This is a genomic window from Pandoraea faecigallinarum (genome assembly GCF_001029105.3).
GTDB lineage: Bacteria > Pseudomonadota > Gammaproteobacteria > Burkholderiales > Burkholderiaceae > Pandoraea > Pandoraea faecigallinarum.
Genome location: NZ_CP011807.3, coordinates 1,361,677 through 1,386,733 on the forward strand (window position 1 = coordinate 1,361,677; position 25,057 = coordinate 1,386,733).

Below are 25,057 nucleotides of genomic sequence, written 5' to 3' on the forward strand. Positions count from 1 at the left end.
GGCATGCGAGGACTGATCTGGTTGACGCTCCTGTTCGCGGTGGCGGCCGGCTTCGCCGTGCTGGCCACGTTCAATCACGGACAGGTGGTGATGCTGGTGCCGCCTTACCGGGTGGACGTGTCGCTGAACCTCTTCGTGCTGGCGCTGCTGGCCTTGTTCGTTGCGCTGTACGTCATCATTCGCGTGCTGCGCAACATCTACAAGATGCCGGAGCGCGTGGCAGCCTACCGCAACCGCCAACGCAGCCGCCGCGCAAACATCGCGCTGCGCGACGCGGTGGCGAACCTCTTCGCGGGACGTTACACGCGCGCCGAGAAGGCCGCGCGCGAAGCCGCCGAGCAGGATGACAATCGTGGTGTTGCCGCGATCATCGGCGCGCGTGCGGCGCACCGGATGCGCGAGTTTGCGCGCCGCGACGCCTGGCTGGCCGAGGCGCAGGGAGCCAATCTCGAAGAAGCTCGCCTGTTGCAGACGGCGGAGCTGCGTGTCGATACGCGCGACGCGGAAGGCGCGCTTGAAGCGCTGACCGAAATGCGGGCGCAGGGCGCACGTCGCATGCAGGCGCAACTGGTCGCACTGCGCGCCCATCAGCATCTCAAGCACTGGCCCGAGGTGCTGAACCTGCTCAAGATGCTGGAAAAGCGTGAGGCGCTGCATCCGGCGCTGGCGGCAAAGCTCAAGCAGACGGCCAGCGAAGGCATTTTGCGCGATCATCGTCACGATGCCGATGCGTTGCTCAAGTGCTGGCAAGAATTGCCTGCGGATGCCCGCACGTCGGCACGCATCGCCGATGTCGCGGCCGAATTGCTGATCTCGCTCGACCGCCCGCGCGAAGCGCGCGATATCGTCGAGGCCGCGCTGGCCGAGCATTGGGATGCGCGTTTGCTGCGTCGCTATGCCGACTGCGCGGGCGGCGATGCGTTGCCGCTCATCCAGAAGGCGGAAGCGTGGCAACAGCGTCATCCGAACGATCCCGATCTGCTCTATGCGCTGGGCAAGCTATGTCAGCACCAGCGTCTGTGGGGCAAGGCGCAGACGTTCCTCGAAGGGGCGTTGCGGCACACCGACGACCGCCATCTGCAACAGCGCCTGCATCTGGCGCTGGCGCAACTCTTCGAGGGGCTTGGGCAGATGGATCAGGCCAACCGTCACTACCGGGCCTGCGCAACGGCATAAGCCACAGGCCCCGGCGTACGACCCACGGCACCCGCGCAAGGCGGGTGTCGTCGTGTGCGGGATGCAGATCGTGGCGCAAAGGTAGCCCAAAGGTAGCCCAAATGGCGGCGCCGGCGCACGCCGTCACGCACACACGTCAATCGATCATCGTCGCCTTGTACTCGTCGCAGACTTCGGCCAACGTGCCGTCCAGTTCGCCCGCGAGGTCGTCGAACCCGCAGCGACGGCAGGCCGAACGCAGATCGTCGATCAACTGCGCACACTCGTCCGGGGCGAATGTCAGATAGTCGAAATCGCCACGCATCATGACGATTTCCGTGAGGTGGGCGACGAGAAGGCGCGCCTCCCGTTCGGGCATTCGATCGATGCATCCGGAAACGGTCTCGACGATCTCCTTCATGTCGTCGCCGTACAGCCGCCGCCCGGGGCTGGCAATCGCACGTGCAATCGGCGCGAGATCGTTCACCGGCACTGCGCCGAGCAAAAGCGACGTCAGCTCGCGCCAGCCGCCATGCGGAGCGAACGCGCACGACGCTTCGACGACGGCGGTCGCGGCAGCCATCTGCTCGTCACTCGCCAGCAGACCGATGAAACGGGCGAGCGGCGCGAGGCGCCCGGCGGTGGTGCACACGGTCGAGCGGCACATGCTGTCGAGCAATGCACGCCATGCCGTGGCGCGTTGTTCGCCGGGCATGTCGGCGATGGCGTGAAGCCGGTGTCCGATCAGATGCTCGATGCTCGCATTCGTCGAGGCGCGCGCGAGCGCCCGCGCGGCGTCGCCCGACGTCTTGTCCGAAGTGAGCAGCATCGACCGGGCGGCAAGCGCCGTGCGGGACTCGAAGCGCAACACGAGCGCGACGACGCGCTCGAACGCCGTCGTCCAGTGCGCGTGCGATGGCTCGGCCTCAAGTCGCCGGAGCAGCCCTTCGAGTAGACGATGCGCCTCGGCATACGCGCCTTTCTCGAGCACGGCGTCGAGCGCGCGCGACTCCAGCGTGGCGAACCAGTCCGGCGCCTGTGCGCGCGGATCGCCCAGCGTCAGCAATGCGCTGCGCAGCACGTTGTCCGGGACCGACACTGCGGTGCGGTCCATCACGCCCGAGGTCGACGGCTTCGGTTCGAGCACCGGAATTTCGCGCAACGCGGAAAGACGTTTCCAGCGTGCGACGTTGGCGGCCTCGTCCTCACCTGCACGCGCCTCGCCGAACGCCGCCGCGAAGTCGCGCTTGCCCGCGGTATGGGGCGCCACGCTCACCGAGGTGTCCGGCGGCACGGACAGCGTAAAAATGCCGGAGAAGTCCGCGCGCCACGCGCCTGGCGCAATGGCGGATGAGGGCGCCGCGGGCATCGTTGGGACTGTTTCGTCGGCGGGCGCCGGCGGCGATCGCGGGACCAGTGTGGGAGGGCTGAGCGACGCTTGCGACGTTTGCCAGAAGTCGTTGAGGAAGGCTGTACGCGATTGTTGGGATTGCGGCGTCGATTGCGATGTCGATTGTGCCGTCAGTTGCGGCGCGAGTGTCTGCGTTGCCGCGGTGGGAGAAGGCGCGCAGGGCGGAGGGCTCCCCGATGAAGCCGTCGAAGGGTGACGCGAGGAAGGGAACAAGGCGGACTCCTGAACGAGAAAAGGAGTCCGCACTTTGCCGTGATCGTCAGCGGCGAACTTCGTCCGGCGGGCCGGCGCTTTGCAGACCGGGCGCATCGTTTGACGCCGCACCGGCGCACCGTACCGCCGCTACGACACCTCACTCGATGGACGTCGCTTCGTTGCCTGAACTCTGACGCAGCGGCAACTCCGGCAGTCGCGCGAGCGCGACGATGGCCAGTGCGGCGATCAGCGCACTCCCGCCGAAAAACGCGCCGAAGGCCACTCGCAGATGCTCGGCCATCCCGGGCGGGGCGCCACCCGGGCGCAGGAAGTCGGTCAGTTCGCGCGGTGCGTTGCCATCGTCGCCCGAGACGAGCAGACCGACGATCAGCGCGCCGAACATCGCCACGCCGATCATGCCGCCCAGCGCACGGAAGAACGCATGCGCCGCCGTCGCAATGCCGATATCGCGTGGCGCCACGGCATTCTGCGTGGCCACCGTCATCACGGGCATGGCCGAACCGAACCCGATGCCCACGAGGCCCAGACAACTCCCGATCACCACCAGCGGCAGCGACTGCACGCCAAGGGCAATGATCGCCAGTCCGGCAAGGGCCACTGGCAGACCGATCTGCGGCGGGCGCTTGTAGTGCCCCGTCATGCGCATGTAATGCCCGGAACTCAGGGCGCCGACCACGATACCGAGCAGCGGCAGAATCAGCATCAGCCCGGAACTGCTGGCGGACTCGCCGCGCTGCAATTGCAAATAAAGCGGCACGTAGATGCCGATGCTGATGTTGACCATCATCACCAGCACGGCCATCGTCGAGGTCATCCGGAATACCGGATTGGCGAGCAGCGCGAGCGGCAGCAGCGGCTCGCGTACCGTACGCTGATGCCGCAAAAACACCGCGCCGATTGCCACGGTCGCCGCAACGAGGCCGCCGATCTCCGGCGACATCCATGCGTAACGATGCCCGCCCCAGGTAAGGGCGAGCAGCAGGCAGACGGTGGCGGCGATCAGCAGCAGCGAGCCGAGATAGTCGATGCTCGGCTTGCCGGCGCGACGCGGCAGACGTCGCAGTGCGCGGTCGCTCAGATAAATGGCGAGCAGGCCGAGCGGGAGATTGATCCAGAAGATGAGCGTCCAGTTCAGATACTGGGCGAACACGCCGCCGGTGACCGGCCCCGCGACACCGGAGACGGCGAACATCCCCGAGATGTACCCCTGGTAGCGGCCACGCTCGCGCGGCGAGACGATATCGGCGATCACCGTGTTCGACAGTGCGATCAGTCCGCCGCCGCCGAGTCCCTGCACGCCGCGCGCGACGATCAGCGCCAGCATGCTCGGCGCGAGGGCGCACAATACCGATCCCACGAGAAAGACGGCCACGCTCACGGCGATGACGACGCGTCGCCCGAGCAGATCCGAGAGCTTGCCGACGATGGGCGTGATCGCCGTGGACGACAGCAGATAGGCCGTGACGACCCAGGACACGGCGTCGAAGCTGCCGAGGTCGCGCGCGATGGTCGGCAGGGCGGGCGCGACGATAGTCTGGTCGAGCGAGCCGAGAAACATGATGAGCAGCAGGCCGGTGAGGATCGACTTGACCTCCGCGGGCGTGAGCGAGACACCGGCGGGCGTCGTCTGTGAGTCGTTGGCGGGCATGCGATTGTGCAAAACGTTTCGGGGAGCAAAAAACAGGCCGTCCCCGAAAGAGACGGCCTGGTGCGTGCGAAACATGTTACTCCCGCTGTGCCGCCCCGGCCAACCGGCCCGTGGGCGCCGGGTCGCGGCGATCGGGACGAGGTTTCGTCAGGCGATCCGATGCCGGACAGCCGGGCAGCCGGACCGTTGGACGAAGGCGTCGGCGATCACCGGTTTACCAGTCGCGCCGGTACCGCGAGCGTCAGCAATCCGCCCAGGATCATGAACACCGTGAGCAGGAACATGCCGCTGTTGGTGCTCTGGGTCGCGTCCTTCAGGAAGCCGATCAGATACGGACCGACGAATCCGGCCAGATTTCCCAGCGAGTTGATCATCGCGATACCGGCTGCGGCGGCGGTGCCGCCGAGAAACGCCGTGGGCAGGCTCCAGAACAGGGGCAGCACGATCATGATGCCCATCGTGGCGAGCGTGAGCGCCACCATGGCAAGTTGGGTGTTGTGACTCCACACCGTCGACAGGAACAGGCCGGCGGCGCCGGCGAACGCCGGAATCGCAATGTGCCAGCGGCGTTCCCCGCGCAGGTCCGAGCGGCGGCCCACCAGCACCATCGCAATCACGGCGAAGAAGTACGGAATGGCGGTCAGCAGGCCGATCTGCAACGGATCGGTCACGCCGGTGCTCTTGATGATGGTCGGCAGCCAGAAGCCCACGCCGTACAGACCGATCACGAACGAGAAGTAGATCAGGCTCATCATCCACACGCGCGGGCTGGAGAAGACGTGGCGCAGCGGCAGGTCTTCCTCGGCGAGCACGTCGCTTGCAATGTTGCGCTCGAGCAGCGACTTTTCGTCGTCGTTCAGCCACTTGGCATCGCGAATGCGATCGTCGAGCACGAACAGCACCGCAATGCCGATGACGACCGACGGAATGGCTTCGATCAGGAACATCCATTGCCAGCCGGCGAGGCCGCTCACGCCGCTCATATCCTTCAGAATCCAGCCAGAGATCGGTCCGCCGATGAGGCCCGAGAGGGCGACGGCCGTCATGAACCACGCTGTCATGCGCCCGCGACGCGACGCCGGATACCAATATGTGATGTAGAGAATGATGCCGGGAAAGAACCCCGCTTCGGCCACACCGAGCAGGAAGCGCATGACATAGAACATCGACGGCGTGGTGACGAACATTGTCGCCCCCGAGATGATGCCCCACGAAATCATGATGCGCGCGATCCACACACGCGCGCCCACGCGATGCAGGATCACGTTGCTGGGCACCTCGAAGATGAAGTACCCGATGAAGAAGATGCCCGCGCCGAGACCGAACACCGTCTCGGAGAATTGCAGGTCGCCGACCATCTGCAACTTGGCGAAGCCCACGTTCACGCGATCGAGATAGGCGACCACGTAGCACAGCAGCAGAAACGGAATGAGCCGCCAGCCGACCTTGCGATAGGTGGCCGCTTCAAAGTCGGCCGAGGGCGTGCCGGTCATGGGCGAGGGGGGCGTCGGAACGCTGTTCATACGGAATCTCCTCCGGTTTGACGTTGTGTTGTCTAGTTATCGTGTGTTTGGGACAACTACGGTGCTACGGACCACGGAAACAGCAGATGCTCAGATGCAACGGCCGCCGTCGACTTCGAGGCATACGCCGGTGATGAATGCCGCGTCGTCGCTGGCGAGATACAGACACGCGTTCGCAATGTCCTGCGGGGTGGAGAAGCGCCCGAGCGGAATGCCGGCGAGAAACCTGGCGCGGTTCTCGGGGGTGTTGGGCACACCCATGAATTCGGCGGTCAGGCCGGTGTCGCCAATGACCGGGTTGACGCAGTTCACGCGAATGTTCTGCGCACCGAATTCGGCGGCCATCGCTTTGCTCGCGGTGATCACGGCCCCTTTGCTGCCGTTGTACCAGACAAGGCCCGGGCGCGGACGCACGCCCGCCGTCGACGCGATGTTGATCATCACGCCGCCGCCGCGTTGCTGGAAATACGGAATGACGGCGCGCGCGCTCCAGAAGATGCTCTTGACGTTGACCGCATACACGCGGTCGAACTCGGCCTCGGTGACTTCGAGCAATGGCTTGTTGCGATGTGTCGTGCCCGCGTTGTTCACGACCACATCGAGATGCCCGAAGCGCGTGACGGCTTCGTGGAGCAGCGTGACGTGGTCGTCCTCGCGGCAGACGTCGCCATACACGAACGCTGCGCGGCCACCGGCGCCGACGATCTCACCGGCCACGCGCTCACCCGCCTCGCGGTTCAGATCGTTGACGATGACCGCCGCGCCCTCGCGCGCGAACGTCTTCGCGATTCCTTCGCCGAAGCCCGATCCGGCGCCCGTCACGATGGCCACTTTCTCTTGCAAACGCATGCCTTGTCTCCGAAGGTCCGTGCCGCTGCGAATCAACCGTGCCGGATGGCGACAGTCTTGAGTACCGTGAATCCGTAAAGCGCTTCGAAACCCTTCTCGCGGCCGTGCCCGGAGTGCTTCATGCCGCCGAAGGGCAATTCCACGCCACCGCCGGCGCCATAATTGTTGATGAAGACCTGTCCCGCGCGAATGTTGCGCGCCAAACGCATCTGCCGTGCGCCGTCGCGTGTCCATACACCGGCGGCAAGGCCGTAGAGCGTGCCGTTGGCCAGACGTACCGCATCGGCTTCGTCCGTGAACGGCATGGCGGCGAGTACCGGGCCGAACACTTCGTCGCGCGCAAGACGGTGCGTGTGAGGCACGTCGCGCAGCAGCGTCGGTGCCTGATAGAAGCCCGCTTCCGGCGCACTGCCGACGACTTCGCCTTGCGACATCACGGCAATGCCGTCGTGCTGCGCTTCGGACAGGAAGTCCCACACACGCTGCTGCTGACGCGCGTTGATGAGCGGGCCGAGGTCGAGATCGTCGTGCGAGGGCCCCACGCGCAGCCGTGCGAAGGCATCGGCGAGATGGGCAAGCACCGTTTCGTAGGCGTCGCGCTGCACCAGCAGACGGCTGCCGGCCGAGCACGTCTGCCCGGCGTTTTGCACGATGGCGTTGACCACCACGGGGAGCACGGCGTCCATGTCGGCATCCGCAAAGACGATTTGAGGCGATTTGCCGCCGAGTTCCAGTGTGACCGGTGTGTGGTTCGCCGCCGCCATCTGCGAGATCAGCGTGCCGGTCGCGGGCGAGCCTGTGAACGAGATGTGGTCGACGCCGGGGTGTCTGGCAAGTGCCGCCCCGGCCTCCGCCCCGTATCCCGTGACGACGTTGAGCGCCCCCGGCGGCAACCCGGCTTCCTTCGAGAGTTCCGCCACGCGCAGCAGCGACAGGCAGGCATCTTCGGCCGGTTTGACGACGCACGCATTACCCGTGGCGAGTGCGGCGGCCACGCTGCGTCCGAAGATCTGCAACGGGTAATTCCAGGGAATGATGTGTCCGGTGACACCGTGCGGCTCCCGCACCGTGAAGACGGTGAAGCCTTGCTGATAAGGGATGGTCTCGCCGTGCAGTTTGTCCGCCGCCCCCGCGTAGAACTCGAAGTACCGGACGATGGCGGCGGCGTCTGCCCGGGCTTGTTTGAGCGGCTTGCCGGTGTCGCGCGCCTCAAGCTGCGCCAGGGCTTCCTGATGCTTCGCGAGAATCGCGGCGAAGGCGTAAAGCATGCGGCCGCGCTCGGCTGCCGCCATGCGGCCCCAGTCGCCTTCGAAGGCCGCGCGGGCTGCGCCGACGGCGCGATCGATGTCTTCGGCGTCGCCGCGTGCGATTTCGGTAAACGGTTGTCCGTCGGAAGGATCGATGACGGCGATGACGGTGTTCGCAGCGTTGGCGGAAGTGGACAGCGGACCCGTGCGCCTGGCCGGGGCAACCCACTGATTGCCGATGAAGTGTGTAGCTTCTGGCATGTCGACTGCACCTCGTGTGAAGGGTGGAGCCATTATCACTTAACTCACGGGAGCGTTGACCGCCGTATCGGTCACATCCGCATAAACACCTAAAATGAGTGCATTGCAATTAAAGATATTTTATTGCAATTTTTTCTCGCCTATCCTTGATTACAACGAATCGCCAGACGGGCGTCTGGCACGGCACTGCTGCTCGTTGCGCACTTCCTGAGACGATTCTCGGACGCGCCGGGCGCCAGTCGACGCGAAGCCTTCAGGAGCAGGCAGGCAATGAACGATGCAGTCACGCACGACACGCTGTTGAACCGGTTGCGGGATGCGCTCGGCGCAGACGCGGTGCTCACCGGCGAGACCGACACCGCCGGTTACACGGAAGACTGGCGCGCGCGCTATCGGGGCGAAGCCCTGTGCGTGGTGCTGCCGTCCTCCACGGCGCAGGTCAGCGATATTGTGAAGTTGTGCGCGGCGGCCGGGGTGCCGATCCTCCCGCAGGGTGGTAATACGAGCCTGTGCGGCGGCGCGGTCCCGCAGACCCAGGGGCCCGCTCCGGTCATTCTCAATCTCGCGCGCATGCGCCATATCCGTCAGGTCGATGCCGCGAACGGTTCGATGGTCGTTGAAGCCGGGTGCATTCTGAAAACGGTCCAGGATGCGGCGGCCGACGTCGGACGTCTCTATCCCGTCAGTCTCGGTGCCGAAGGCTCCTGCCAGATCGGCGGCACGCTCTCGACCAACGCGGGCGGCACGAGCGTGCTGCGTTACGGCAACACCCGGGAGAACGTGCTTGGCCTGGAAGTGGTGCTGGCCGACGGCACGGTCTGGGACGGTCTGCGTGCGCTGCGCAAGGACAATACCGGTATCGACCTCAAGCATCTTTTCATTGGGGCGGAAGGCACGCTGGGCATCATCACGGCGGCCGCGCTCAAGCTGCATCCGCTGCCCACGCATCACGCGCTTGCCTGGTTCGCGCCGCGCGATCCGGGCGCGGCGCAACAGATTCTCGGCATGTTCCAGAACGCCTGCGGCTCACGCCTGTCCGCGTTCGAAATCATGAATCGCCACCAGCTCGATCTGGTGCTGGCCCATGTGCCGAATCGCCGCAACCCGCTCACCGGTGCGCATGACTGGCACGTGCTTGTCGAACTGGGCGACACGCGCGATGCCGAAGGGCTCGAAGCGGTACTCACCGAAACGCTGGGCGAAGCCATCGAGAAGGGGCTGGTGGAGGACGCCGTCATTGCCGCGAACGAGACGCAGCGCGCCGACCTCTGGGAGGTGCGTCACAGCGTGAGCGAGGCGAACAAGAAGGCCGCCGTCGGGCTCACGACCGATTGCGCCGTGCCCGTGTCGAGCGTGCCGGAGTTCATCGAGGCTTCCACCCGCGCGGTACACGCCATCGTGCCAGGACTCGACATCGCCATCGTCGGCCATATGGGCGACGGCAACGTGCACTTCATTCCGATGTTCTCGTTCGCCGACTGGGCGGCGCTTGCCGACAGCGCCGCGATGGGCGATGCGATGCGCGCGTGCGTCAACGACGTGGCCGCGCGTCTGTCCGGCACCTTCAGTGCCGAGCACGGCGTGGGACAAACGGGCTTGCCGCTGATGCGGCGCTACAAGGCGCCGGCCGAGCTGGCACTCATGCGTACGGTGAAGGCCGCACTCGATCCGAATCGGCTGTTCAACCCGGGGCGCCTCGTGCCCTGAGTCGCGGTGTCGTGCGACGTTCCGAAACGCTTCGCACCGATTCCGCTTTTCTGGTTTGTTGTTTGTTTTGCCATAACTGCGCGCGCGGCGGCTGTGCCGAAATCGCGTCCGTCGCCGCGCCCACCCTCCCAGTCAAGACCGGAGACCATGATGAAACGCAAGACCTCCGCAGGTTCGCTCGACACCACCGGCAACAACGCAGCGATGCTCGCACAACCGGGCCGCCGCACGGCCATGAAGACGGCGATCGCCGGGGCGGCCGCCGTCGCCTTCCCGTTCGTGTGGACGCCCTCGCGCGCCGCGACCAAGCGCATCGTAGTGCGCGACGACGGCGGTATCTACACGAAGGCGTACGACGCCGTGTACTACAAGCCGTTCGCCAAGGCGACGGGTATCGAAGTGGTCGGCGTGCAGGCCAACGCCGAGCCGACCGCCCAGATCAAGAGCATGGTCGAAGCCGGCAGCTACACGTGGGACATGGCCAAGATCAGCCAGCCCGCCATTTTGCTGCTGACTTCGGGCGGCAAGGAATATCTGGAGCGTCACGGTCTCGAGTCGGATCCGACCATCGCCAGGATCCCGAAGCAATACATGTCGCCGTTCGGCGTGGGCACCAACGTCTACTCGACCGTGCTTGCCTATCGCACCGATGCGTTCAAGGGCCGCAAGGCGCCGTCGTCCTGGGCTGATCTGTGGAATGTGAAGGACTTCCCGGGCCGTCGCTCGATTCGCAAGTATCCGTTCGACACCATCGAAGAAGCGTTGCTGGCCGACGGCGTTGCTCCGGGTTCGGTCTATCCGTGCGACTTCGACCGCGCTTTCAGGAGCCTCGACAAGATCGCCAAGCAAGTCGCCGTGTGGTGGACGACCGGTGCGCAGGTCGAGCAGATGCTGGGCTCGGGCGAAGTGGACATGGTCGCCACGTGGGCCTCGCGTGCGCAGTCGGCGCAAGCCAACGGTGTGCCGGTCGAGATCGTGTGGAACCAGAATATCTGGGGCTGCGATAACTGGTCGATTCTGAAGGGCACACCGAACGCCGCCGCGTGCCGCGAGTTCATCAAGTTCGCGAGCGACCCGAAGCGTCAGGCGGAACTGGTCAAGTACTTCCCGGCCGGTATGACGCAACCGGAAGCGTTCAACTACGTGAAGCCGGAAATCGCCAGGCACTGCCCGACGTTCCCGGAAAACATGAAGAGCGGTGTGCACATCAACGCGCAGTTCTGGCAGCAGAATCAGAGCGTTGCGCTCGAACGCTTCAACCGCTGGATCCTGACCTGATCCTCACCTGCTGTTCCGTTTCACGTTTTTTGGGGTGCTGATCTCATGACCGTTGCCAATCTTCAAGTCTCGGGCCTGTCCAAACGCTACGGCGATTTTGTGGCGCTGGCGCCGACCGACCTCGATGTCGCTCAGGGCGAATTCCTGACCTTGCTCGGCCCCAGCGGCTCGGGCAAGACCACGTTGCTCTCGCTCATCGCCGGCCTGTCGCAGCCCGATGCGGGTGCGATCCGCATCAACGGGACCGATGTCACGTACGGCGCGCCGTACGAGCGCGATATCGGGATGGTGTTTCAGAACTACGCGCTGTTCCCCCACATGACGGTCGCGGAGAACATCGCTTTCCCGTTGCAGATGCGTCGCATCGACGCACAGGCCGCTCGCAAGATGGTCATGAACGCGCTGGAAATGGTGCATCTGCCGCATGTGGCGCAGCGCTATCCGCGCGAACTCTCGGGTGGTCAGCAGCAGCGCATCGCGCTTGCGCGCTGCATGGTCTACCGGCCGTCGATCATTCTGATGGACGAGCCGCTGGGCGCGCTCGACAAGAAGCTGCGCGATCACATGCAGCTCGAGATCAAGCGCATTCACCGCGAACTCGGCACGACCATCGTGTACGTGACGCACGATCAGGAAGAGGCGATGACGATGTCCGATCGCATTTGCCTGATGAACGCGGGGGAGATCGCGCAACTGGGCACGCCGGACGACCTGTACTTCCGTCCGAAAAGCGTGTTCGTGGCCGACTTCCTCGGCGAGTCCAACCTGCTCGACGCCACCGTGCTCGAGCGCACGGGCGACCGGGTGCGTGTGGCGATGCCGGGCGTGGACGCGGCCAACGGTGCGCTTGCGATGGTCTACGACGCGCAGGTCGAGCGTGGCCGTCCCGTCAAGCTGATGCTGCGTCCGCAAAACCTGCATGTCCATGACGGGCCGAATACGCCCGGCGGCGTGGCGACGATCTCCGCCAAACTGACCGACATCATGGTCACGGGCGGCATGACGAAGCTGTATCTGCAATCGCCGGTGACCGGCGCCAGGGACTCCGACGCGGGCAAGTCACTCGTGGCGGCCTTCCCGACACATCGTCAGGGCAACCGTTACGAAATCGGTCAGACGCTGGGCCTTGCCTGGCATGCCGACGACGCCGTGGCGATTGCGGGGTAAGCCATGAGTGCATCTGCCGTGGTCCGTCCTTCGCCCTCCCAGCCGTCCCAGCCGACGCAGCCGGCGCCGCACCGCCCGCGCTGGCATGTACGCATGCGTCCGCTGCTCATGGCCGCGCCCATCGTCATTCTTCTCGCCGTGATGCTGATCTATCCGGTCGGCCAGCTGTTGCTGCTGAGCATTCGCGGCGAGGCAGGCTTCACGCTCGCCGAATATCAGCGTCTATTCGCCTCGTCGGTGTACGTCGAGGTCGTGCTCATCACACTCAAGGTCTCGCTGTACACGACCTTCTTCGCGGTGCTGACCGGCTATCCGATTGCCTACCGGCTGTCCACGCTGTCCGGCGCGCGCAAGCAGCGACTGCTGTTCTGGCTGCTGCTCTCGTTCTGGACCAGCTTCCTCGTGCGCACCTTCGCGTGGGTGGTGCTGCTCGGCCGTAATGGCGTCGTCAACCGCACGCTGCTCGATCTCGGTCTGATCGATCAGCCGCTCTCGCTGCTGTACAGCTTTCCCGCAGTGGTGCTGGGCATGGTGCACGCGCTCATGCCGCTTGCCGTGCTCACGATGCTCTCCGTCATGGAGAACATCGACCGCCGTTTGCCGAGCGCCGCGTCGACCCTGGGTGCGCGTCCCGGCACGGTGTTCTGGCGTGTGTACTTCCCTCTGTCGTTGCCCGGCGTGGCGGCCGGTGCGCTGATGGTTTTCGTCACCGCCATCGGCTTTTTCATCACGCCGACGCTGTTGGGCGGGCGTCACGAAACGATGATTACGCAGCTCATCATCGATCAGGTCATGCAGGCGCTGAACTGGGGCTTTGCCGGTGCGATCTCCGTGCTGTTGCTCGCGGTGGTGCTGGTGGTGTTCTTCGTCTACGACCGCATGGTCGGCCTGTCGACGATGGCCGGCGGCGCGGGCGACGTGAAGGCGGGCAAACGCCGTGGCGGCTGGACCCGCACGCTGGGCGAGAAGGTCCTCGCCACGCTGGGCAGTGCGACCGATGTGCTATTGCGCGTGCTGCCGCGTCACAAGGGCGAGCAGGGCGACGGGCCGCTCTTGCGCGTGATCGTTTTCCTGCTGGTGGTGTTCCTCGCCGCGCCCGCGTTGCTGATGATTCCGATGTCGGTCGACGCCGCGTCGGGGCTGGCATGGCCGCCGAAGGGCTTCTCGCTCCAGTGGTATCAGCAGATCTGGGATTCGCCGCTGTGGATGCAGGCCGTGACGCGATCGATGCTCGTGGGTATCGGCGCCGGGTTGCTGTCGATGCTGATCGGCACGCCTGCGGCATTCCTGCTGGTGCGCGGCGGCATGCGCGGCAAGTCGGCGATGCTCGCCTTCGTGCTCGCACCGATTGTGGTGCCGCGCATGATTCTCGCCGTCGGCGTGTTCTATTTCTTCGCGAAGATCGGTCTGGTCGGCTCCAGCGTGGGCCTGACCCTCGCCCACACCGTGGTGGCCGTGCCGTATGTCGTCATCACGATGATGGCGGTGCTGCGCAACTACGACACGCGTCTCGATCTGGCGGCCTACAGCCTGGGGGCTCGCCCCTGGGCGACGCTGCGCCGTGTGACGTTCCCGATCCTCGGCGCGGGCCTGCTGTCGTCGTTCCTGTTCGCGTTCGCCACGTCGTTCGACGAACTCACGATTGCACTGTTCACCTCGGGCGGTCTGTCGACCACGCTGCCCAAGCAGTTCTGGGACGAAATCACGATGCAGATCTCGCCGGTCATTGCCGCGGTCTCCACGTGTCTGTTCCTTTTCATCGCCGCACTGATCTGGGTGGCCGAGCGTCTGCGCACTCGCAGCCTTCGCAGCCTCGCCGCCTGACGCGGTATCCGATTTCAACGAACTCACGATTCACGGACGTTTAACTCATGCTTCGCTCCGCACAACTCAAGGGCATCTTCCCGGCGATCCCCACGCCGGTGAATGCCGACGATTCGATTCACACCGACGCCGCACGCGCGCTCATGCGCTACCTGCTCGCGCAGGGCATCGACGGTGTGGTGCCGCTGGGCGGCACCGGCGAGTACGGTGCGCTCTCGCGCGCCGAGCGCGTGCGCATGGCCGAACTCGCGGCACAGGAAGTCGAGGCACACGGGCGCGACGTGCCGGTGATCGCCGGCGTGCTCGACCCGGGATATCACGACGCCATCGAGGCAGGCCGCGACTTCGCCGCCGCGGGTGCGCACGGTCTGCTGGTGCTCACGCCGTATTACACGAACCCGACGCAAGCGGGTATTCGCGACTATTTCCTGCGCTATGCCGACGAGTCGCCGCTGCCCATCCTGATCTACGAAATTCCGTATCGCACACGTATCGCGATTGCCCCCGAAGTGCTGCATGAACTCTCGCGCCATGAAAACATCATCGGCATGAAAGCGTGCAATACCGACATGTGGCATTTCCTGCGCACGATCGCCGGTGTCGACGAATCGTTTGCCGTGCTCAGCGGCGAAGACACGCTGTTCCCGCTGCACGTGGCGGCGGGTGCGCGCGGCGGGATCGTGGTGACGGCATCGCTGCTGCCCACGGCCTGGCAACGCATCTTCTCGCTCGCGCGCGACGGCAGAACGGCCGAGGCGCTGGCACTTCATCGCTCGCTGATTCCGCTGATGAATCTGGCGTTCGCCGAGACGAACCCCGGCCCGATGAAGTCGGTGATGGATCTGATCGGGGTGAACGCGCCCGCGATGCTGGCGCCGCTCGTGCCGCCCGCGCCTGCGTTGTCGGCCGAGCTGCGCGAAGAGCTGAAGCGCCAGCTCGCGATTTTCGAAGGGCGCTGACCCGCTGCCCCGCTGCCCCGCTGACCGCGCGTTGGCGGCGGGGGGGACGAATGTCGCCGGTTGGCGGTTCGAACGAACCGCCGGGCCGCCGAAGCGCCGCGGCGCGCGATGGCCGGGCGGCTTATCGCCGGAACGTCGATAGGCGTGACTTCGAGATCGAGGTCGCGGCAACCTGAATGTGCGGTGCGAGTTCGGCTTCGGCGCGCTCGCGTGTCCAGCGCGAGGTCGGGACCGAAATGTTGATGGCAGCGACGGCATGGCCGTCGTGATCGGTGATGGGGGCGGCGACCGAGATGTCGCCCATCACGGTTTCGTTCTCGACGATTGCATAGCCGCGACGTGTGGTCGTCTGAATCCGTTCGAGCAACTTCTTTTCGTCGATGAGCGTGTACGGCGTCATCGGTTCGAGGGCCGTGCCGGAGAGGATCTCGCGCACCCGCGTGTCGGGCAGCCGCGACAGGATGGCGATGCCCGAGGCCGTAAACATCGCGGGCAGACGCGCGCCGACCACGATGTCGATATTCACCAGATGCTGGCCGGGGAAGCGGGCGACGAACACGATCTCGTGACCGTCGAGTTCCTGAAGGTTGGTGGTCTCGCCCACGCGGCGGCTGATGTCGAGCAGGTACGGCGACGCCTTGTCGACCAGCTCGTTCGCGCGGATGTAGTTGTACGAGAACTGCAACACCTTGGTCGTCAGGCCATACGTGCGGGTCTCGGGCACGCGGTAGAGATAGCCCAGCGCTTCGAGCGTATGCACGAGCCGCTGCGTGGCGCTACGGTCGAGGTCCGCCGCCTTGGCGATGTCGCCTAGCGTCATGTAGCGCGCAGGGCCGTCGAACGCATGCAGGACCTGAAAGGTCTTCTCGGTCGAGCCGACGAAAAGCGAAGAACGCGGCGAGCGTGACGGGTTCGCTGCGCCGCGCTCCGATGGCACGGAACCGGAAGCGGAGAGGTCCGCTGAAGAGCGCGACGGCCCGGTGGATGAGCGCGGCATGGCGTGAGTGAGTATGTTCGGATTGTAATGATTGTGATTGTAATGCAATTGTTTGTGCCCAAGTAGCGAACTTACCCTGACGGGACGGTGAGCGGCACCGCCGCGATATAGCCGCATAGAGACATAGACAGACGTAGCGACGCGGCAACGCATCGACGACAACTCGGCAATTTCGATAGGACCGGAACAGGGGGAGCAATGCACGCGTTTTCCTGCGTGGAGGATTACCGTCTGGCGGCGCGCCGCCGACTGACGAAGCTGGCGTTCGATTACCTGGAAGGCGGGGCGGAGGACGGCGATGCCCTGCGCCGCAACCGTGCGGCGTTCGGGCAGTGGGGGTTCGCGCCGCGCGTGATGATCGACACGTCGCAAACGTCGAGCCGCACGACGTTCTGGGGGCGCGACGCCGCCGCGCCGATGGTGGTCGGGCCGACCGGCCTGAACGGCCTGTTCTGGCCCCGAGCCGACGAATTGCTCGCGCGCGCGGCGGCCGACGCCGGCCTGCCGTTCGTTCTGTCGACGGCCTCCACCTCGTTACTCGAAGACGTTCGCGCGGCCGTTCCCGAGGGTGAACTCTGGCTCCAGCTCTACGTGCAACAGGACCGCCGTATTGCCGAGAGTATGATGCGCCGGGCGCGCGAGGCGGGGTTTCGCACGCTGATGCTGACCGTCGACACACCGGTGCACGGCAAGCGCGATCACGACACGCGCAACGGTTTCAAGCTGCCGCTGCGTTTTACGCCGCGTCTGGTGGCGGATTGCGTGCGGCACCCGCACTGGAGCTGGCAAATGCTGGTGGGCGGCGCGCCGCAACTGCGCAACATCGCAAAGAGCGTGGGCGAGCGGGCGGATCTGGCGCGGCATGCCGCGATGCTCAGCCGTCAGATGGACCTGTCGATGAGCTGGGACGATCTGGCGTGGGTGCGACGCCACTGGCCGGGCGAAGTGCTGGTGAAGGGTATTCTGACGGTCGAGGACGCGCGCCGCGCGCAGACACATGGCGCAGACGGCATCATCGTTTCCAACCATGGCGGACGTCAGTTGGGCAGTACGCTGGCACCCGTCGAAGCCTTGCCGATGATCGTCGACGCGCTGAGTGCCGGCGGCCCGGCGATGTCCGTCTTTCTCGACGGCGGTGTGCGCCGCGGTGCGGACGTGGCGAAAGCCGTTGCCCTTGGCGCGAAGGGCGTGCTGCTCGGACGGGCCCCGCTGTACGGCGTGGCGTCGCGAGGCGCACCGGGCGTGGCCGGCGTGCTGGCGTTATTGCTGGGCGAGTTGCGCACCACGATGCAACTGCTCGGCTGTACGAACGTGACCGATCTTACGCCGCAGCGGCTGGTGCCGTTGCCGTCGCTTCGGGCATAGCGTCGTGCATCGCCGTCTACCGGCATCGGCCGTCGGGCGAAACATGGGGAACCGGGCAAACCCGCTATAATGTTCCGCGCCCGATTGCCGTCGGGCGGCGTGGCATCCGGCAGTCTGGCGGGCGTGCGCGCCGTGCGGCGGCATGCCATTTTCTACACACAGGAATGCCATCATGAGCTTCAACCACGTGCCTGCCGGCAAGGACATCCCCAACGATTTCAACGTCATCATCGAGATCCCGGCGCAAAGCGACCCGGTGAAGTACGAAGCCGACAAGGATCTGGGCCTGCTGGTCGTTGACCGCTTCATCGGCACGGGCATGCGCTACCCGGCCAACTACGGCTTCATTCCGCAAACGCTCGCCGGCGACGGCGACCCCGTCGACGCGCTGGTCGTCACCCCGTTCCCGCTGCTGGCCGGCTCGGTGGTTCGCTGCCGCGCGCTGGGCATGCTCAACATGACGGACGAATCGGGGGTGGACGCCAAGCTCGTCGTCGTGCCGGTCGACAAGATCTGCCCGATGACGGCACATATGAAGTCCATCGACGACGTGCCGGGTTACCTGAAGGACCAGATCAAGCACTTCTTCGAGCAATACAAGGCGCTGGAGAAGGGCAAGTGGGTCAAGGTCGAAGGCTGGGAAGGTATCGACGCCGCCCACAAGGAAATCGTCGACGGCGTGGCCAACGCCAAGAAGTGAGCAGTTTCCCGCGAGTGCAATTGCGCCTGACGTCGCGCGTCGACGTCGATGAAAAACCCGGCTCGAAGCCGGGTTTTTTGTTCGGCGACAATGACGGCCAATGGGGATGTTTCATGCCGGCGCGCGGCAGGCGGTGGCGCTCGCCGGTTTGCAAACGAGGTGAGAAGTGAGCAGCGACGTAGTCATCCGTGTAGTGCAATCGATCGAAGACGTACCGGCCGACGCGTGGAACGCGCTCGCGGGCGACAACCCGTTCGTGCAGCACGCGTTCCTGCATGCGATGCATGAGACGGGGTGCGCCTCGAAGCGCACGGGCTGGCAGCCGGCCTATCTGTTGATGCAGGCGGATGACGTCCTCGTGGGCGCCATGCCCCTTTATGTCAAATCGCACTCCCGCGGCGAGTACGTCTTCGATCACGCCTGGGCCGATGCATTTGTGCGACACGGCCTGGCGTACTACCCGAAGCTGCTTTGCGCGGTGCCGTTCTCGCCGGTGACGGGGCCCCGTCTGCTGGCGCGCACGCAGGCGGATCGCGTGGCGTTGGCGCGCGGGGCGATCGCCTTCGCGAAACAGCTTGAGTTGTCGTCCATTCATGTGCTCTTCACCCACGACGACGATCTGGCCGCGCTCACCGAAGCGGGCTACATGCTGCGTGAAGGCGTGCAGTTCCACTGGGAGAATGCGGGTTTCGCGACGTTCGACGACTTCCTCGCGCAGATGAATCAGGAAAAGCGCAAGAAGCTCAGGCAGGACCGTCGCCGCGTGCGCGAGGCAGGCGTGACGTACCGGTGGCTGCGCGGTGCGCAGATCGACGATGCCGCGCTCGATTTCTTTTACCGGTGCTACGAGAACACCTACCGCGAGCACTGGAACGCGCCTTACCTGAGCCGGGAATTCTTCGGGCGGCTCCATGCCACGATGCCCGAAGCATTGCTGATCGTCATGGCCGAGCGCGAGGGCGCGCCGCTGGCCTGCGCACTGAACGTGGTAAGCGGCGACACGATGTACGGGCGATATTGGGGGACGACGGATTTTGTCTCCGGCATGCACTTCGAAACCTGCTATGCGCAGGGCATCGAGTACTGCATCGCCAACGGGTTGCGCAGCTTCGAGGGCGGCGCGCAGGGCGTGCACAAGATGTCGCGCGGGCTGTTGCCGACTCCCACCTGGTCGGCACACTGGATCGCCGATGCGCGCTTCGCGCAGGCCATCGAGGATTTTCTGGACAGGGAGACTTCGGCGATGGACGAGCATATCGGCGAACTTGAGGCGCACACGCCATTCAAGCGTCCCGCGCCCTGATCGCAGTGCGTTCCGGCGACAGGCATGACCGGCCCGCGGCGCCCCACCGCCGCGCGTGGCGACATGTAAGCCCCGACGGGCGCCGGCACGGCAAGGTCCCGCGTAATATACTGGCGGTTCTTACGCCCGCCGTTCGCGGGCGGGCGCGCCAGCCGGGCAAACGACGGTTGTCATGCCTGCCGGCGTTGCGGCACCCGGGCGATGCATGGTAGCCGCCGACATGACCAACCGATTTCTCAATCTCTACAATCACGATTTCGCGCGTGTGGCCGTCGGAGTGCCGCAATGCCGCGTCGCCGATCCCGCTTTCAACGCTGCGCAGACCATAGCGCTCGCCAGACAGGCCGACGCGCAGGGCGCGGTGCTCGTCGCCTTTCCCGAACTCGGCATTCCCGCCTATAGCTGCGAAGACCTGTTCCAGCAGCGCGCCTTGCACGATGCGTGCGACGCCGCGCTCGCCGATATCGTGGCCGCGAGCCGCGAACTGGGACCGGCGCTGATCGTCGGCATGCCGGTGCGCGTGCAGCAGCGTCTGTTCAACTGCGCCGTGGTGATCGCGCGCGGACGCATTCACGGTGTCGTGCCCAAGACCTATCTGCCGAACTACAGCGAGTTCTACGAGGCGCGTCAGTTCAACGCGGCCGACGATGCGGGTGTGGATACGGTGACGCTGCTCGGTGTCGATGTCCCGTTCGGCTCGCTCATCTTCGAAGCGGCCGATCAGCCACTGCTGCGCTTTCATTGCGAGATCTGCGAAGACGTATGGGTGCCGGTGCCGCCGTCGTCGTTTGCGGCGCTGGCCGGGGCCACGGTGCTCGTCAACCTGTCGGCGTCGAACGTTGTGGTCGGCAAGTCGGCATATCGCCATCAACTGGTCGGTCAGCAGTCGGCGCGCTGCCTGGCCGCGTATCTGTACACCTCGGCCGGTCAGGGCGAATCGACCACCGATCTCGCGTGGGACGGTCAGGCGCTCATCTACGAGAACGGCGACATGCTGGCCGAATCCGAGCGCTTTGCCAGCGAATCGCATCTGATTTTCGCGGACGTGGATCTGGAGCGCCTTGCCCGCGAGCGCATGCATCAGACGACGTTCGGCGTGTCGGTGCGCCGGCATGCCGATGAGGTCGCACGCTTTCGTACGATCCGGGTGGACGTCACGGTGCCGCGCGACGTCGAACTGCCGCTCGCGCGCGCCATCGCGCGCTTCCCTTACGTGCCGTCCGATGCGCAACGTCGCGACGAGCGCTGCCACGAGGTGTACAACATTCAGGTGCAGGCGTTGATGCAGCGCCTTGCGTCGTCGAAGATTCAGAAGGTCGTGATCGGCGTGTCCGGCGGGCTGGACTCGACGCATGCGCTGCTCGTATGCGCCAAGGTCATGGACCGGCTCGGCCTGCCGCGCACGAATATTCTGGCGTACACGATGCCGGGGTTCGCCACGAGCGAGCGCACGCTGCGTCAGGCGCGCGAACTGATGGAGGCGGTCGGCTGCACGGCTCGCGAGATCGACATTCGTCCGAGTTGCATGCAGATGCTCAAGGACCTCGATCATCCGTTCTCAAGGGGGGAAGACGTCTACGACGTCACCTTCGAGAACGTGCAGGCGGGCGAGCGGACCAATCATCTGTTCCGTCTGGCGAATCATCTCGGTGCCATCGTGATCGGCACCGGCGATCTGAGCGAACTGGCGCTGGGCTGGTGCACCTATGGTGTGGGCGACCACATGTCGCACTACAACGTGAACGCCAGTGTGCCCAAAACGCTCATCATGCACCTCGTGCGCTGGGTGGCGGAGACCGGCCAGCTTGGCGGCGCAGCGTCCGCGAAGCCGGGCAAGGCGGACAAGGTCGATAGGGCGGAAAAGGCTGATAGGGCGGATAGGGCCGACAAGCCGGACAGGGGCGCGAAGGATGCCGCGCAGCGTCGCAACGTCCTGATCGACATTCTGGAAACGGAGATCAGCCCCGAACTGGTGCCGGGCAAGGCCAACGGCGCGCCCGAGCAGCGCACCGAGCATTTCATCGGACCGTACGAATTGCAGGACTTCAACCTCTACTACACGCTGCGCTTTGGGTACGCGCCACGCAAGGTGGCGTTCCTGTCGTGGAGCGCCTGGCATGATGCCTCGCAAGGGCGCTGGCCGGAGGAGGGCCATCTGTCGCGCAACGCTTACGATCTGGTCGCGATCAAGCGCAACCTGCGCATCTTTCTGGACCGCTTCTTCCGAACCAGCCAGTTCAAGCGTTCGTGCATTCCGAACGCGCCGAAGGTCGGCACGGGCGGCTCGCTCTCGCCGCGCGGCGACTGGCGTGCACCGAGCGACTCGGAGTCGGTGGTGTGGCTCGCAGATCTGGATACGGTGTCGGACGATCCTCACGCGTGAGCCGCGGGCGCGCGGATCGTCCGACTCGCGGGCATGCGGTCCCGGCCCGGTACAATAGCCCGGCGAAATGACAGAACCATCCAACCAAGATATCGAGGCGACAATGAAACGCGTAACTGCCATCATCAAACCCTTCAAGCTCGACGAAGTGCGCGAGGCGCTGGCCGAAGTCGGCGTGACCGGTCTCACCGTCACGGAAGTGAAGGGCTTCGGCCGTCAGAAGGGACACACCGAGCTGTATCGCGGCGCCGAATACGTGGTCGACTTCCTGCCGAAGATCAAAATCGAAGTCGTGGTGAGCGCGGCACAGGCGGAGCAGGTCATCGACGCTGTACTGGGCGCTGCGCGCACCGGCAAGATCGGCGACGGCAAGATCTTCGTGACGGACGTCGAGCGCGTGATCCGCATTCGTACGGGCGAAGAGGGTGAGCAGGCGGTCTGAGGCCGCCTGAACGGCATAGCCGCCACAGCCGATGCTGTGGCGATGTGGCGCCGGGCGATGCCGTGAGCTACGCGGTACAACGAAGGGCGACGGCTGCGAGCGAGCGGCGTCGCCCTTCGGCGTTTCGGGTTGTGTGCCGTTGTGCCATTGTGCCGGTGTACCGGCAAGTGGACGATGGCGCGAAGACGCCCGTGCTTACGATTTGAGCCGGACGTCGAACGCCACGGTAATCAAGCGCACGAAAATCACCGAAAACGAACTGATCGAGAGCGTGTATACGGGATCGAGATCGGCGTAAGTGAGCGCGATGTAGATCCATCCCCCGATGAAGGCGCATACGGCATAGGGACGCGTGTCGCGCAGCACCAGCGGCACCTCGTTGCAGAGAATGTCGCGAAGCACGCCACCACCCACGCCGGTGATGACCCCCATCATCACTGACATGAACGCCGACATGTCGGTCTGCAACGCCAGCGACGTGCCCGATGCACTGAAGAACCCCAGCCCGATCGCATCCGTAATCAGGAGCACGCGCTCGGTCGCCACGCGCGAGACGAGCTTGAGCACGGCGGAGGTGGACAGCGACAACACGAGAATGATGACCGAGTACCACTGATGCTGGACCCAGTAGAAGGGACGGTGATCGAGCAGCACGTCGCGCAGCGTGCCGCCGCCGAAAGCGGTCGCGAAGGCCAGGACGAAGGCGCCGACCGGGTCGAGGTGCTGCTTGCGGGCTTCGGCAAAGCCGGAGATGGCGCACGACAATACGGCGATGGCCTCCATGATGGCCAGGATCGTATGTAGCTGGGCGCTCATCTCGTTAATCATCGGCGAATCCTGTCAGGGGAGCCGCATGTGGCAACGCCGTCCGGGCGTCAGCCGGCCAGGCGAGATGCTCTGGGTTACGAAGCCTGGAGCAATACTACCAGCGCACCGCCCCCGCCGTCGCGTCCCTGTGCCTGCGCCCACGCCAGCACCTCGTTCTTCTGGGCGAGCCAGCCGCGCACCTTGTCCTTGAGTACCGGTTCGCGATTCACCGAGCCGAGGCCCTTGCCGTGGATGACGCGAATGCAGCGCAGGCCGCGCTTGACGGCGTCGTGCAGGAACGCCGACAGCGCTTCGCGGGCTTCGTCGCGGCGCATGCCGTGCAGATCGATCTGCGCCTGCACCACCCAGTCGCCGCGCTGCAGCTTGAGTACGGCGTCGTGGCTGATGCCGGGGCGCCGGTATGACAGGCGGTCGTCCGTGTCGAGCAGGGCTTCGGGATCGAATTCGTCCGAGAGGGACTCATGCAACACGGCCGCTTCGTCTTCCTTCGTTTGACGCGCCACCGGCTCGGGCGCAAGGCGCGGATGCTCGACACGGTTGGTCGAGCCCTTACTGGTGAGCGGGGCGATGTCGCCGATGCTGTCGCGAAATACGTTGGCGTCGCGCCGGGCCTGGGCGGCCCGCTCGGCCGCGGCAATGCGTTCGGCTTCGCGGGCGGCGCTCTGTCTGGCAAGCGTGTCGCGCAGGCCGTGGAGATCGCTGAGACTGAGTTTCGGTGGCTTCTTGCTCATGGTCGTGCGCGGCAAACGACGGCGGCGCCCGAGCGCGTGAGACGTCACACAGCCGGGGCGCCGCCGCAGGGCGGGCGAGCGCTTACTGATCGAGGTTTTCGAGGTAACGCTGGGCGTCGAGCGCGGCCATGCAGCCCGTGCCGGCGCTGGTGATCGCCTGACGGTAGATGTGATCCTGCACGTCGCCGGCGGCGAAAACACCGGGCACGCTGGTGGCCGTGGCGTTGCCGTTCAGGCCGCTGTGGGTGACGATGTAGCCGTTCTTCATTTCCAGCTGGCCCTCGAAGATGTCGGTATTCGGCTTGTGGCCGATAGCGATGAACACCCCATGCAGCGAGATGTCTTCGTGTGCGCCCGTCTTCGTATTCCTGATGCGAACGCCGGTCACACCGCTGTCGTCGCCCGTCACTTCGTCGAGCACGCTGTCGTACTTCAGTTCGACCACGCCTTGCTTGGCCTTTTCCAGCAGACGGTCGATCAGGATCGGCTCGGCGCGGAACTTGTCGCGACGGTGGATTACCGTGACCTTGCTGGCGATGTTCGAAAGGTAGAGCGCTTCTTCGACGGCCGTATTGCCGCCGCCGACCACGCAGACTTCCTTGCCGCGATAGAAGAACCCGTCGCATGTGGCGCAGGCGGAAACGCCGCGGCCCGAAAACGCCTCTTCGGACGGCAGGCCGAGATACTGGGCCGAGGCGCCGGTCGCGATGATGAGGGCATCGGCCGTATATTCGCCGGAGTCGCCGATCAGGCGCAGCGGGCGCTCGTTCAGGTGCACCGTGTGAATGTGATCGAAGATCATCTCGGTGTTGAAGTGCTCGGCATGGGCCTGCATGCGGGCCATCAGTTCGGGGCCTTGCACACCGGTGGGGTCGCCGGGCCAGTTCTCGACGTCGGTGGTGGTCATCAGCTGACCGCCCTGAGCGATGCCCGTAATCAGCACGGGATTGAGGTTGGCGCGCGCGGCATACACGGCGGCGCTATAGCCGGCAGGGCCGGAACCGAGAATCAGGACTTTGGCGTGCTTGGCAGCAGACATGGAACTCACCGGAAAGGGGATGGG

20 protein-coding genes are annotated in these 25,057 nt (G+C 65.2%); 11 read left to right on the forward strand and 9 right to left on the reverse strand.

The window, feature by feature from the left end; all coding sequences use genetic code 11:
- The first annotated feature begins 3 nt into the window (after positions 1–3).
- Positions 4–1,176 carry a heme biosynthesis HemY N-terminal domain-containing protein gene (locus AB870_RS06150; RefSeq protein ID WP_047907335.1) on the forward strand — a complete coding sequence of 391 codons (1,173 nt, stop codon included), beginning with the start codon at positions 4–6 and terminating at the stop codon, positions 1,174–1,176.
- Between the two features lie 136 nt (positions 1,177–1,312).
- Here the strand turns inward: AB870_RS06150 and AB870_RS06155 are convergent, their stop codons facing one another.
- The 5 genes from AB870_RS06155 to AB870_RS06175 form a co-directional block, all read right to left on the reverse strand.
- A complete protein-coding gene (locus AB870_RS06155) occupies positions 1,313–2,524 on the reverse strand; it encodes a hypothetical protein (RefSeq protein ID WP_047907336.1) in 1,212 nt (403 codons plus the stop codon).
- A 394-nt stretch (positions 2,525–2,918) separates the two neighbouring features.
- Entirely contained in the window at positions 2,919–4,430 is a 1,512-nt protein-coding gene (locus tag AB870_RS06160) for an MDR family MFS transporter (protein WP_047907337.1), read from the reverse strand.
- A gap of 206 nt (positions 4,431–4,636) precedes the next feature.
- Positions 4,637–5,953 carry an MFS transporter gene (locus AB870_RS06165; protein WP_047907338.1) on the reverse strand — a complete coding sequence of 439 codons (1,317 nt, stop codon included), beginning with the start codon at positions 5,951–5,953 and terminating at the stop codon, positions 4,637–4,639.
- 90 nt (positions 5,954–6,043) lie between these two features.
- Positions 6,044–6,802, reverse strand: coding sequence for an SDR family oxidoreductase (locus AB870_RS06170; RefSeq protein WP_047907339.1), 759 nt, complete (start codon positions 6,800–6,802; stop codon positions 6,044–6,046).
- Positions 6,803–6,834: 32 nt separating this feature from the next.
- On the reverse strand, positions 6,835–8,310 hold the full coding sequence (locus AB870_RS06175; RefSeq protein WP_047907340.1) for an aldehyde dehydrogenase family protein: 1,476 nt from the start codon (positions 8,308–8,310) through the stop codon (positions 6,835–6,837).
- Between the two features lie 270 nt (positions 8,311–8,580).
- Between AB870_RS06175 and AB870_RS06180 the strand changes: the two genes are divergently transcribed.
- From AB870_RS06180 to AB870_RS06200, 5 genes are all read left to right on the forward strand, one after another.
- Positions 8,581–10,017: an FAD-binding oxidoreductase gene (locus AB870_RS06180; protein WP_047907341.1), complete on the forward strand. Its 1,437-nt coding sequence runs from the start codon at positions 8,581–8,583 to the stop codon at positions 10,015–10,017.
- A 204-nt stretch (positions 10,018–10,221) separates the two neighbouring features.
- Complete coding sequence (locus tag AB870_RS06185) at positions 10,222–11,295, forward strand: ABC transporter substrate-binding protein (protein WP_047908868.1); 1,074 nt, start codon at positions 10,222–10,224, stop codon at positions 11,293–11,295.
- Between the two features lie 45 nt (positions 11,296–11,340).
- A complete protein-coding gene (locus AB870_RS06190) occupies positions 11,341–12,462 on the forward strand; it encodes an ABC transporter ATP-binding protein (RefSeq protein WP_047907342.1) in 1,122 nt (373 codons plus the stop codon).
- A gap of 93 nt (positions 12,463–12,555) precedes the next feature.
- Positions 12,556–14,286 (forward strand): ABC transporter permease subunit, encoded by a 1,731-nt coding sequence (locus AB870_RS06195; protein ID WP_047908869.1) that lies wholly within the window; start codon positions 12,556–12,558, stop codon positions 14,284–14,286.
- 47 nt (positions 14,287–14,333) lie between these two features.
- Positions 14,334–15,245 (forward strand): dihydrodipicolinate synthase family protein, encoded by a 912-nt coding sequence (locus AB870_RS06200; RefSeq protein ID WP_047907343.1) that lies wholly within the window; start codon positions 14,334–14,336, stop codon positions 15,243–15,245.
- Between the two features lie 121 nt (positions 15,246–15,366).
- Here AB870_RS06200 and AB870_RS06205 read toward each other — a convergent pair whose 3' ends face one another.
- Positions 15,367–16,182: an IclR family transcriptional regulator gene (locus AB870_RS06205; RefSeq protein WP_047907344.1), complete on the reverse strand. Its 816-nt coding sequence runs from the start codon at positions 16,180–16,182 to the stop codon at positions 15,367–15,369.
- 258 nt (positions 16,183–16,440) lie between these two features.
- On the opposite strand from AB870_RS06205, the gene AB870_RS06210 reads away from it, so the two are divergent.
- The 5 genes from AB870_RS06210 to AB870_RS06230 all read left to right on the forward strand — a co-directional run bounded on the left by AB870_RS06210 (position 16,441) and on the right by AB870_RS06230 (position 22,435).
- Positions 16,441–17,607: an alpha-hydroxy acid oxidase gene (locus AB870_RS06210; protein ID WP_047907345.1), complete on the forward strand. Its 1,167-nt coding sequence runs from the start codon at positions 16,441–16,443 to the stop codon at positions 17,605–17,607.
- Between the two features lie 172 nt (positions 17,608–17,779).
- The gene (gene ppa, locus AB870_RS06215; protein ID WP_047907346.1) at positions 17,780–18,307 is read left to right on the forward strand and encodes an inorganic diphosphatase; all 528 of its coding nucleotides are present in this window, start codon (positions 17,780–17,782) and stop codon (positions 18,305–18,307) included.
- Positions 18,308–18,473: 166 nt separating this feature from the next.
- Complete coding sequence (locus AB870_RS06220) at positions 18,474–19,610, forward strand: GNAT family N-acetyltransferase (protein WP_047907347.1); 1,137 nt, start codon at positions 18,474–18,476, stop codon at positions 19,608–19,610.
- 220 nt (positions 19,611–19,830) lie between these two features.
- Positions 19,831–21,993: an NAD(+) synthase gene (locus tag AB870_RS06225; RefSeq protein WP_047908870.1), complete on the forward strand. Its 2,163-nt coding sequence runs from the start codon at positions 19,831–19,833 to the stop codon at positions 21,991–21,993.
- Positions 21,994–22,096: 103 nt separating this feature from the next.
- Positions 22,097–22,435, forward strand: a complete 339-nt coding sequence (locus tag AB870_RS06230) for a P-II family nitrogen regulator (RefSeq protein ID WP_010805431.1) — start codon at positions 22,097–22,099, stop codon at positions 22,433–22,435.
- A 195-nt stretch (positions 22,436–22,630) separates the two neighbouring features.
- Here the strand turns inward: AB870_RS06230 and AB870_RS06235 are convergent, their stop codons facing one another.
- The 3 genes from AB870_RS06235 to trxB form a co-directional block, all read right to left on the reverse strand.
- A complete protein-coding gene (locus AB870_RS06235; RefSeq protein WP_047908871.1) occupies positions 22,631–23,251 on the reverse strand; it encodes a trimeric intracellular cation channel family protein in 621 nt (206 codons plus the stop codon).
- An 86-nt stretch (positions 23,252–23,337) separates the two neighbouring features.
- Positions 23,338–23,994: a Smr/MutS family protein gene (locus AB870_RS06240; protein WP_047907348.1), complete on the reverse strand. Its 657-nt coding sequence runs from the start codon at positions 23,992–23,994 to the stop codon at positions 23,338–23,340.
- Between the two features lie 82 nt (positions 23,995–24,076).
- Positions 24,077–25,033, reverse strand: a complete 957-nt coding sequence (gene trxB / locus AB870_RS06245) for a thioredoxin-disulfide reductase (RefSeq protein ID WP_047907349.1) — start codon at positions 25,031–25,033, stop codon at positions 24,077–24,079.
- Positions 25,034–25,057 lie beyond the last annotated feature (24 nt).

Coding starts and splice junctions, on each gene's coding strand:
- AB870_RS06150 (WP_047907335.1), top strand. CDS start 4: ATGCGAGGACTGATCTGGTTGACGCTCCTGTTCGCGGTGGCGGCCGGC.
- AB870_RS06155 (WP_047907336.1), bottom strand. CDS start 2,524: ATGCCCGCGGCGCCCTCATCCGCCATTGCGCCAGGCGCGTGGCGCGCG.
- AB870_RS06160 (WP_047907337.1), bottom strand. CDS start 4,430: ATGCCCGCCAACGACTCACAGACGACGCCCGCCGGTGTCTCGCTCACG.
- AB870_RS06165 (WP_047907338.1), bottom strand. CDS start 5,953: ATGAACAGCGTTCCGACGCCCCCCTCGCCCATGACCGGCACGCCCTCG.
- AB870_RS06170 (WP_047907339.1), bottom strand. CDS start 6,802: ATGCGTTTGCAAGAGAAAGTGGCCATCGTGACGGGCGCCGGATCGGGC.
- AB870_RS06175 (WP_047907340.1), bottom strand. CDS start 8,310: ATGCCAGAAGCTACACACTTCATCGGCAATCAGTGGGTTGCCCCGGCC.
- AB870_RS06180 (WP_047907341.1), top strand. CDS start 8,581: ATGAACGATGCAGTCACGCACGACACGCTGTTGAACCGGTTGCGGGAT.
- AB870_RS06185 (WP_047908868.1), top strand. CDS start 10,222: ATGCTCGCACAACCGGGCCGCCGCACGGCCATGAAGACGGCGATCGCC.
- AB870_RS06190 (WP_047907342.1), top strand. CDS start 11,341: ATGACCGTTGCCAATCTTCAAGTCTCGGGCCTGTCCAAACGCTACGGC.
- AB870_RS06195 (WP_047908869.1), top strand. CDS start 12,556: ATGCGTCCGCTGCTCATGGCCGCGCCCATCGTCATTCTTCTCGCCGTG.
- AB870_RS06200 (WP_047907343.1), top strand. CDS start 14,334: ATGCTTCGCTCCGCACAACTCAAGGGCATCTTCCCGGCGATCCCCACG.
- AB870_RS06210 (WP_047907345.1), top strand. CDS start 16,441: ATGCACGCGTTTTCCTGCGTGGAGGATTACCGTCTGGCGGCGCGCCGC.
- ppa (WP_047907346.1), top strand. CDS start 17,780: ATGAGCTTCAACCACGTGCCTGCCGGCAAGGACATCCCCAACGATTTC.
- AB870_RS06225 (WP_047908870.1), top strand. CDS start 19,831: ATGACCAACCGATTTCTCAATCTCTACAATCACGATTTCGCGCGTGTG.
- AB870_RS06230 (WP_010805431.1), top strand. CDS start 22,097: ATGAAACGCGTAACTGCCATCATCAAACCCTTCAAGCTCGACGAAGTG.
- AB870_RS06235 (WP_047908871.1), bottom strand. CDS start 23,251: ATGAGCGCCCAGCTACATACGATCCTGGCCATCATGGAGGCCATCGCC.
- AB870_RS06240 (WP_047907348.1), bottom strand. CDS start 23,994: ATGAGCAAGAAGCCACCGAAACTCAGTCTCAGCGATCTCCACGGCCTG.
- trxB (WP_047907349.1), bottom strand. CDS start 25,033: ATGTCTGCTGCCAAGCACGCCAAAGTCCTGATTCTCGGTTCCGGCCCT.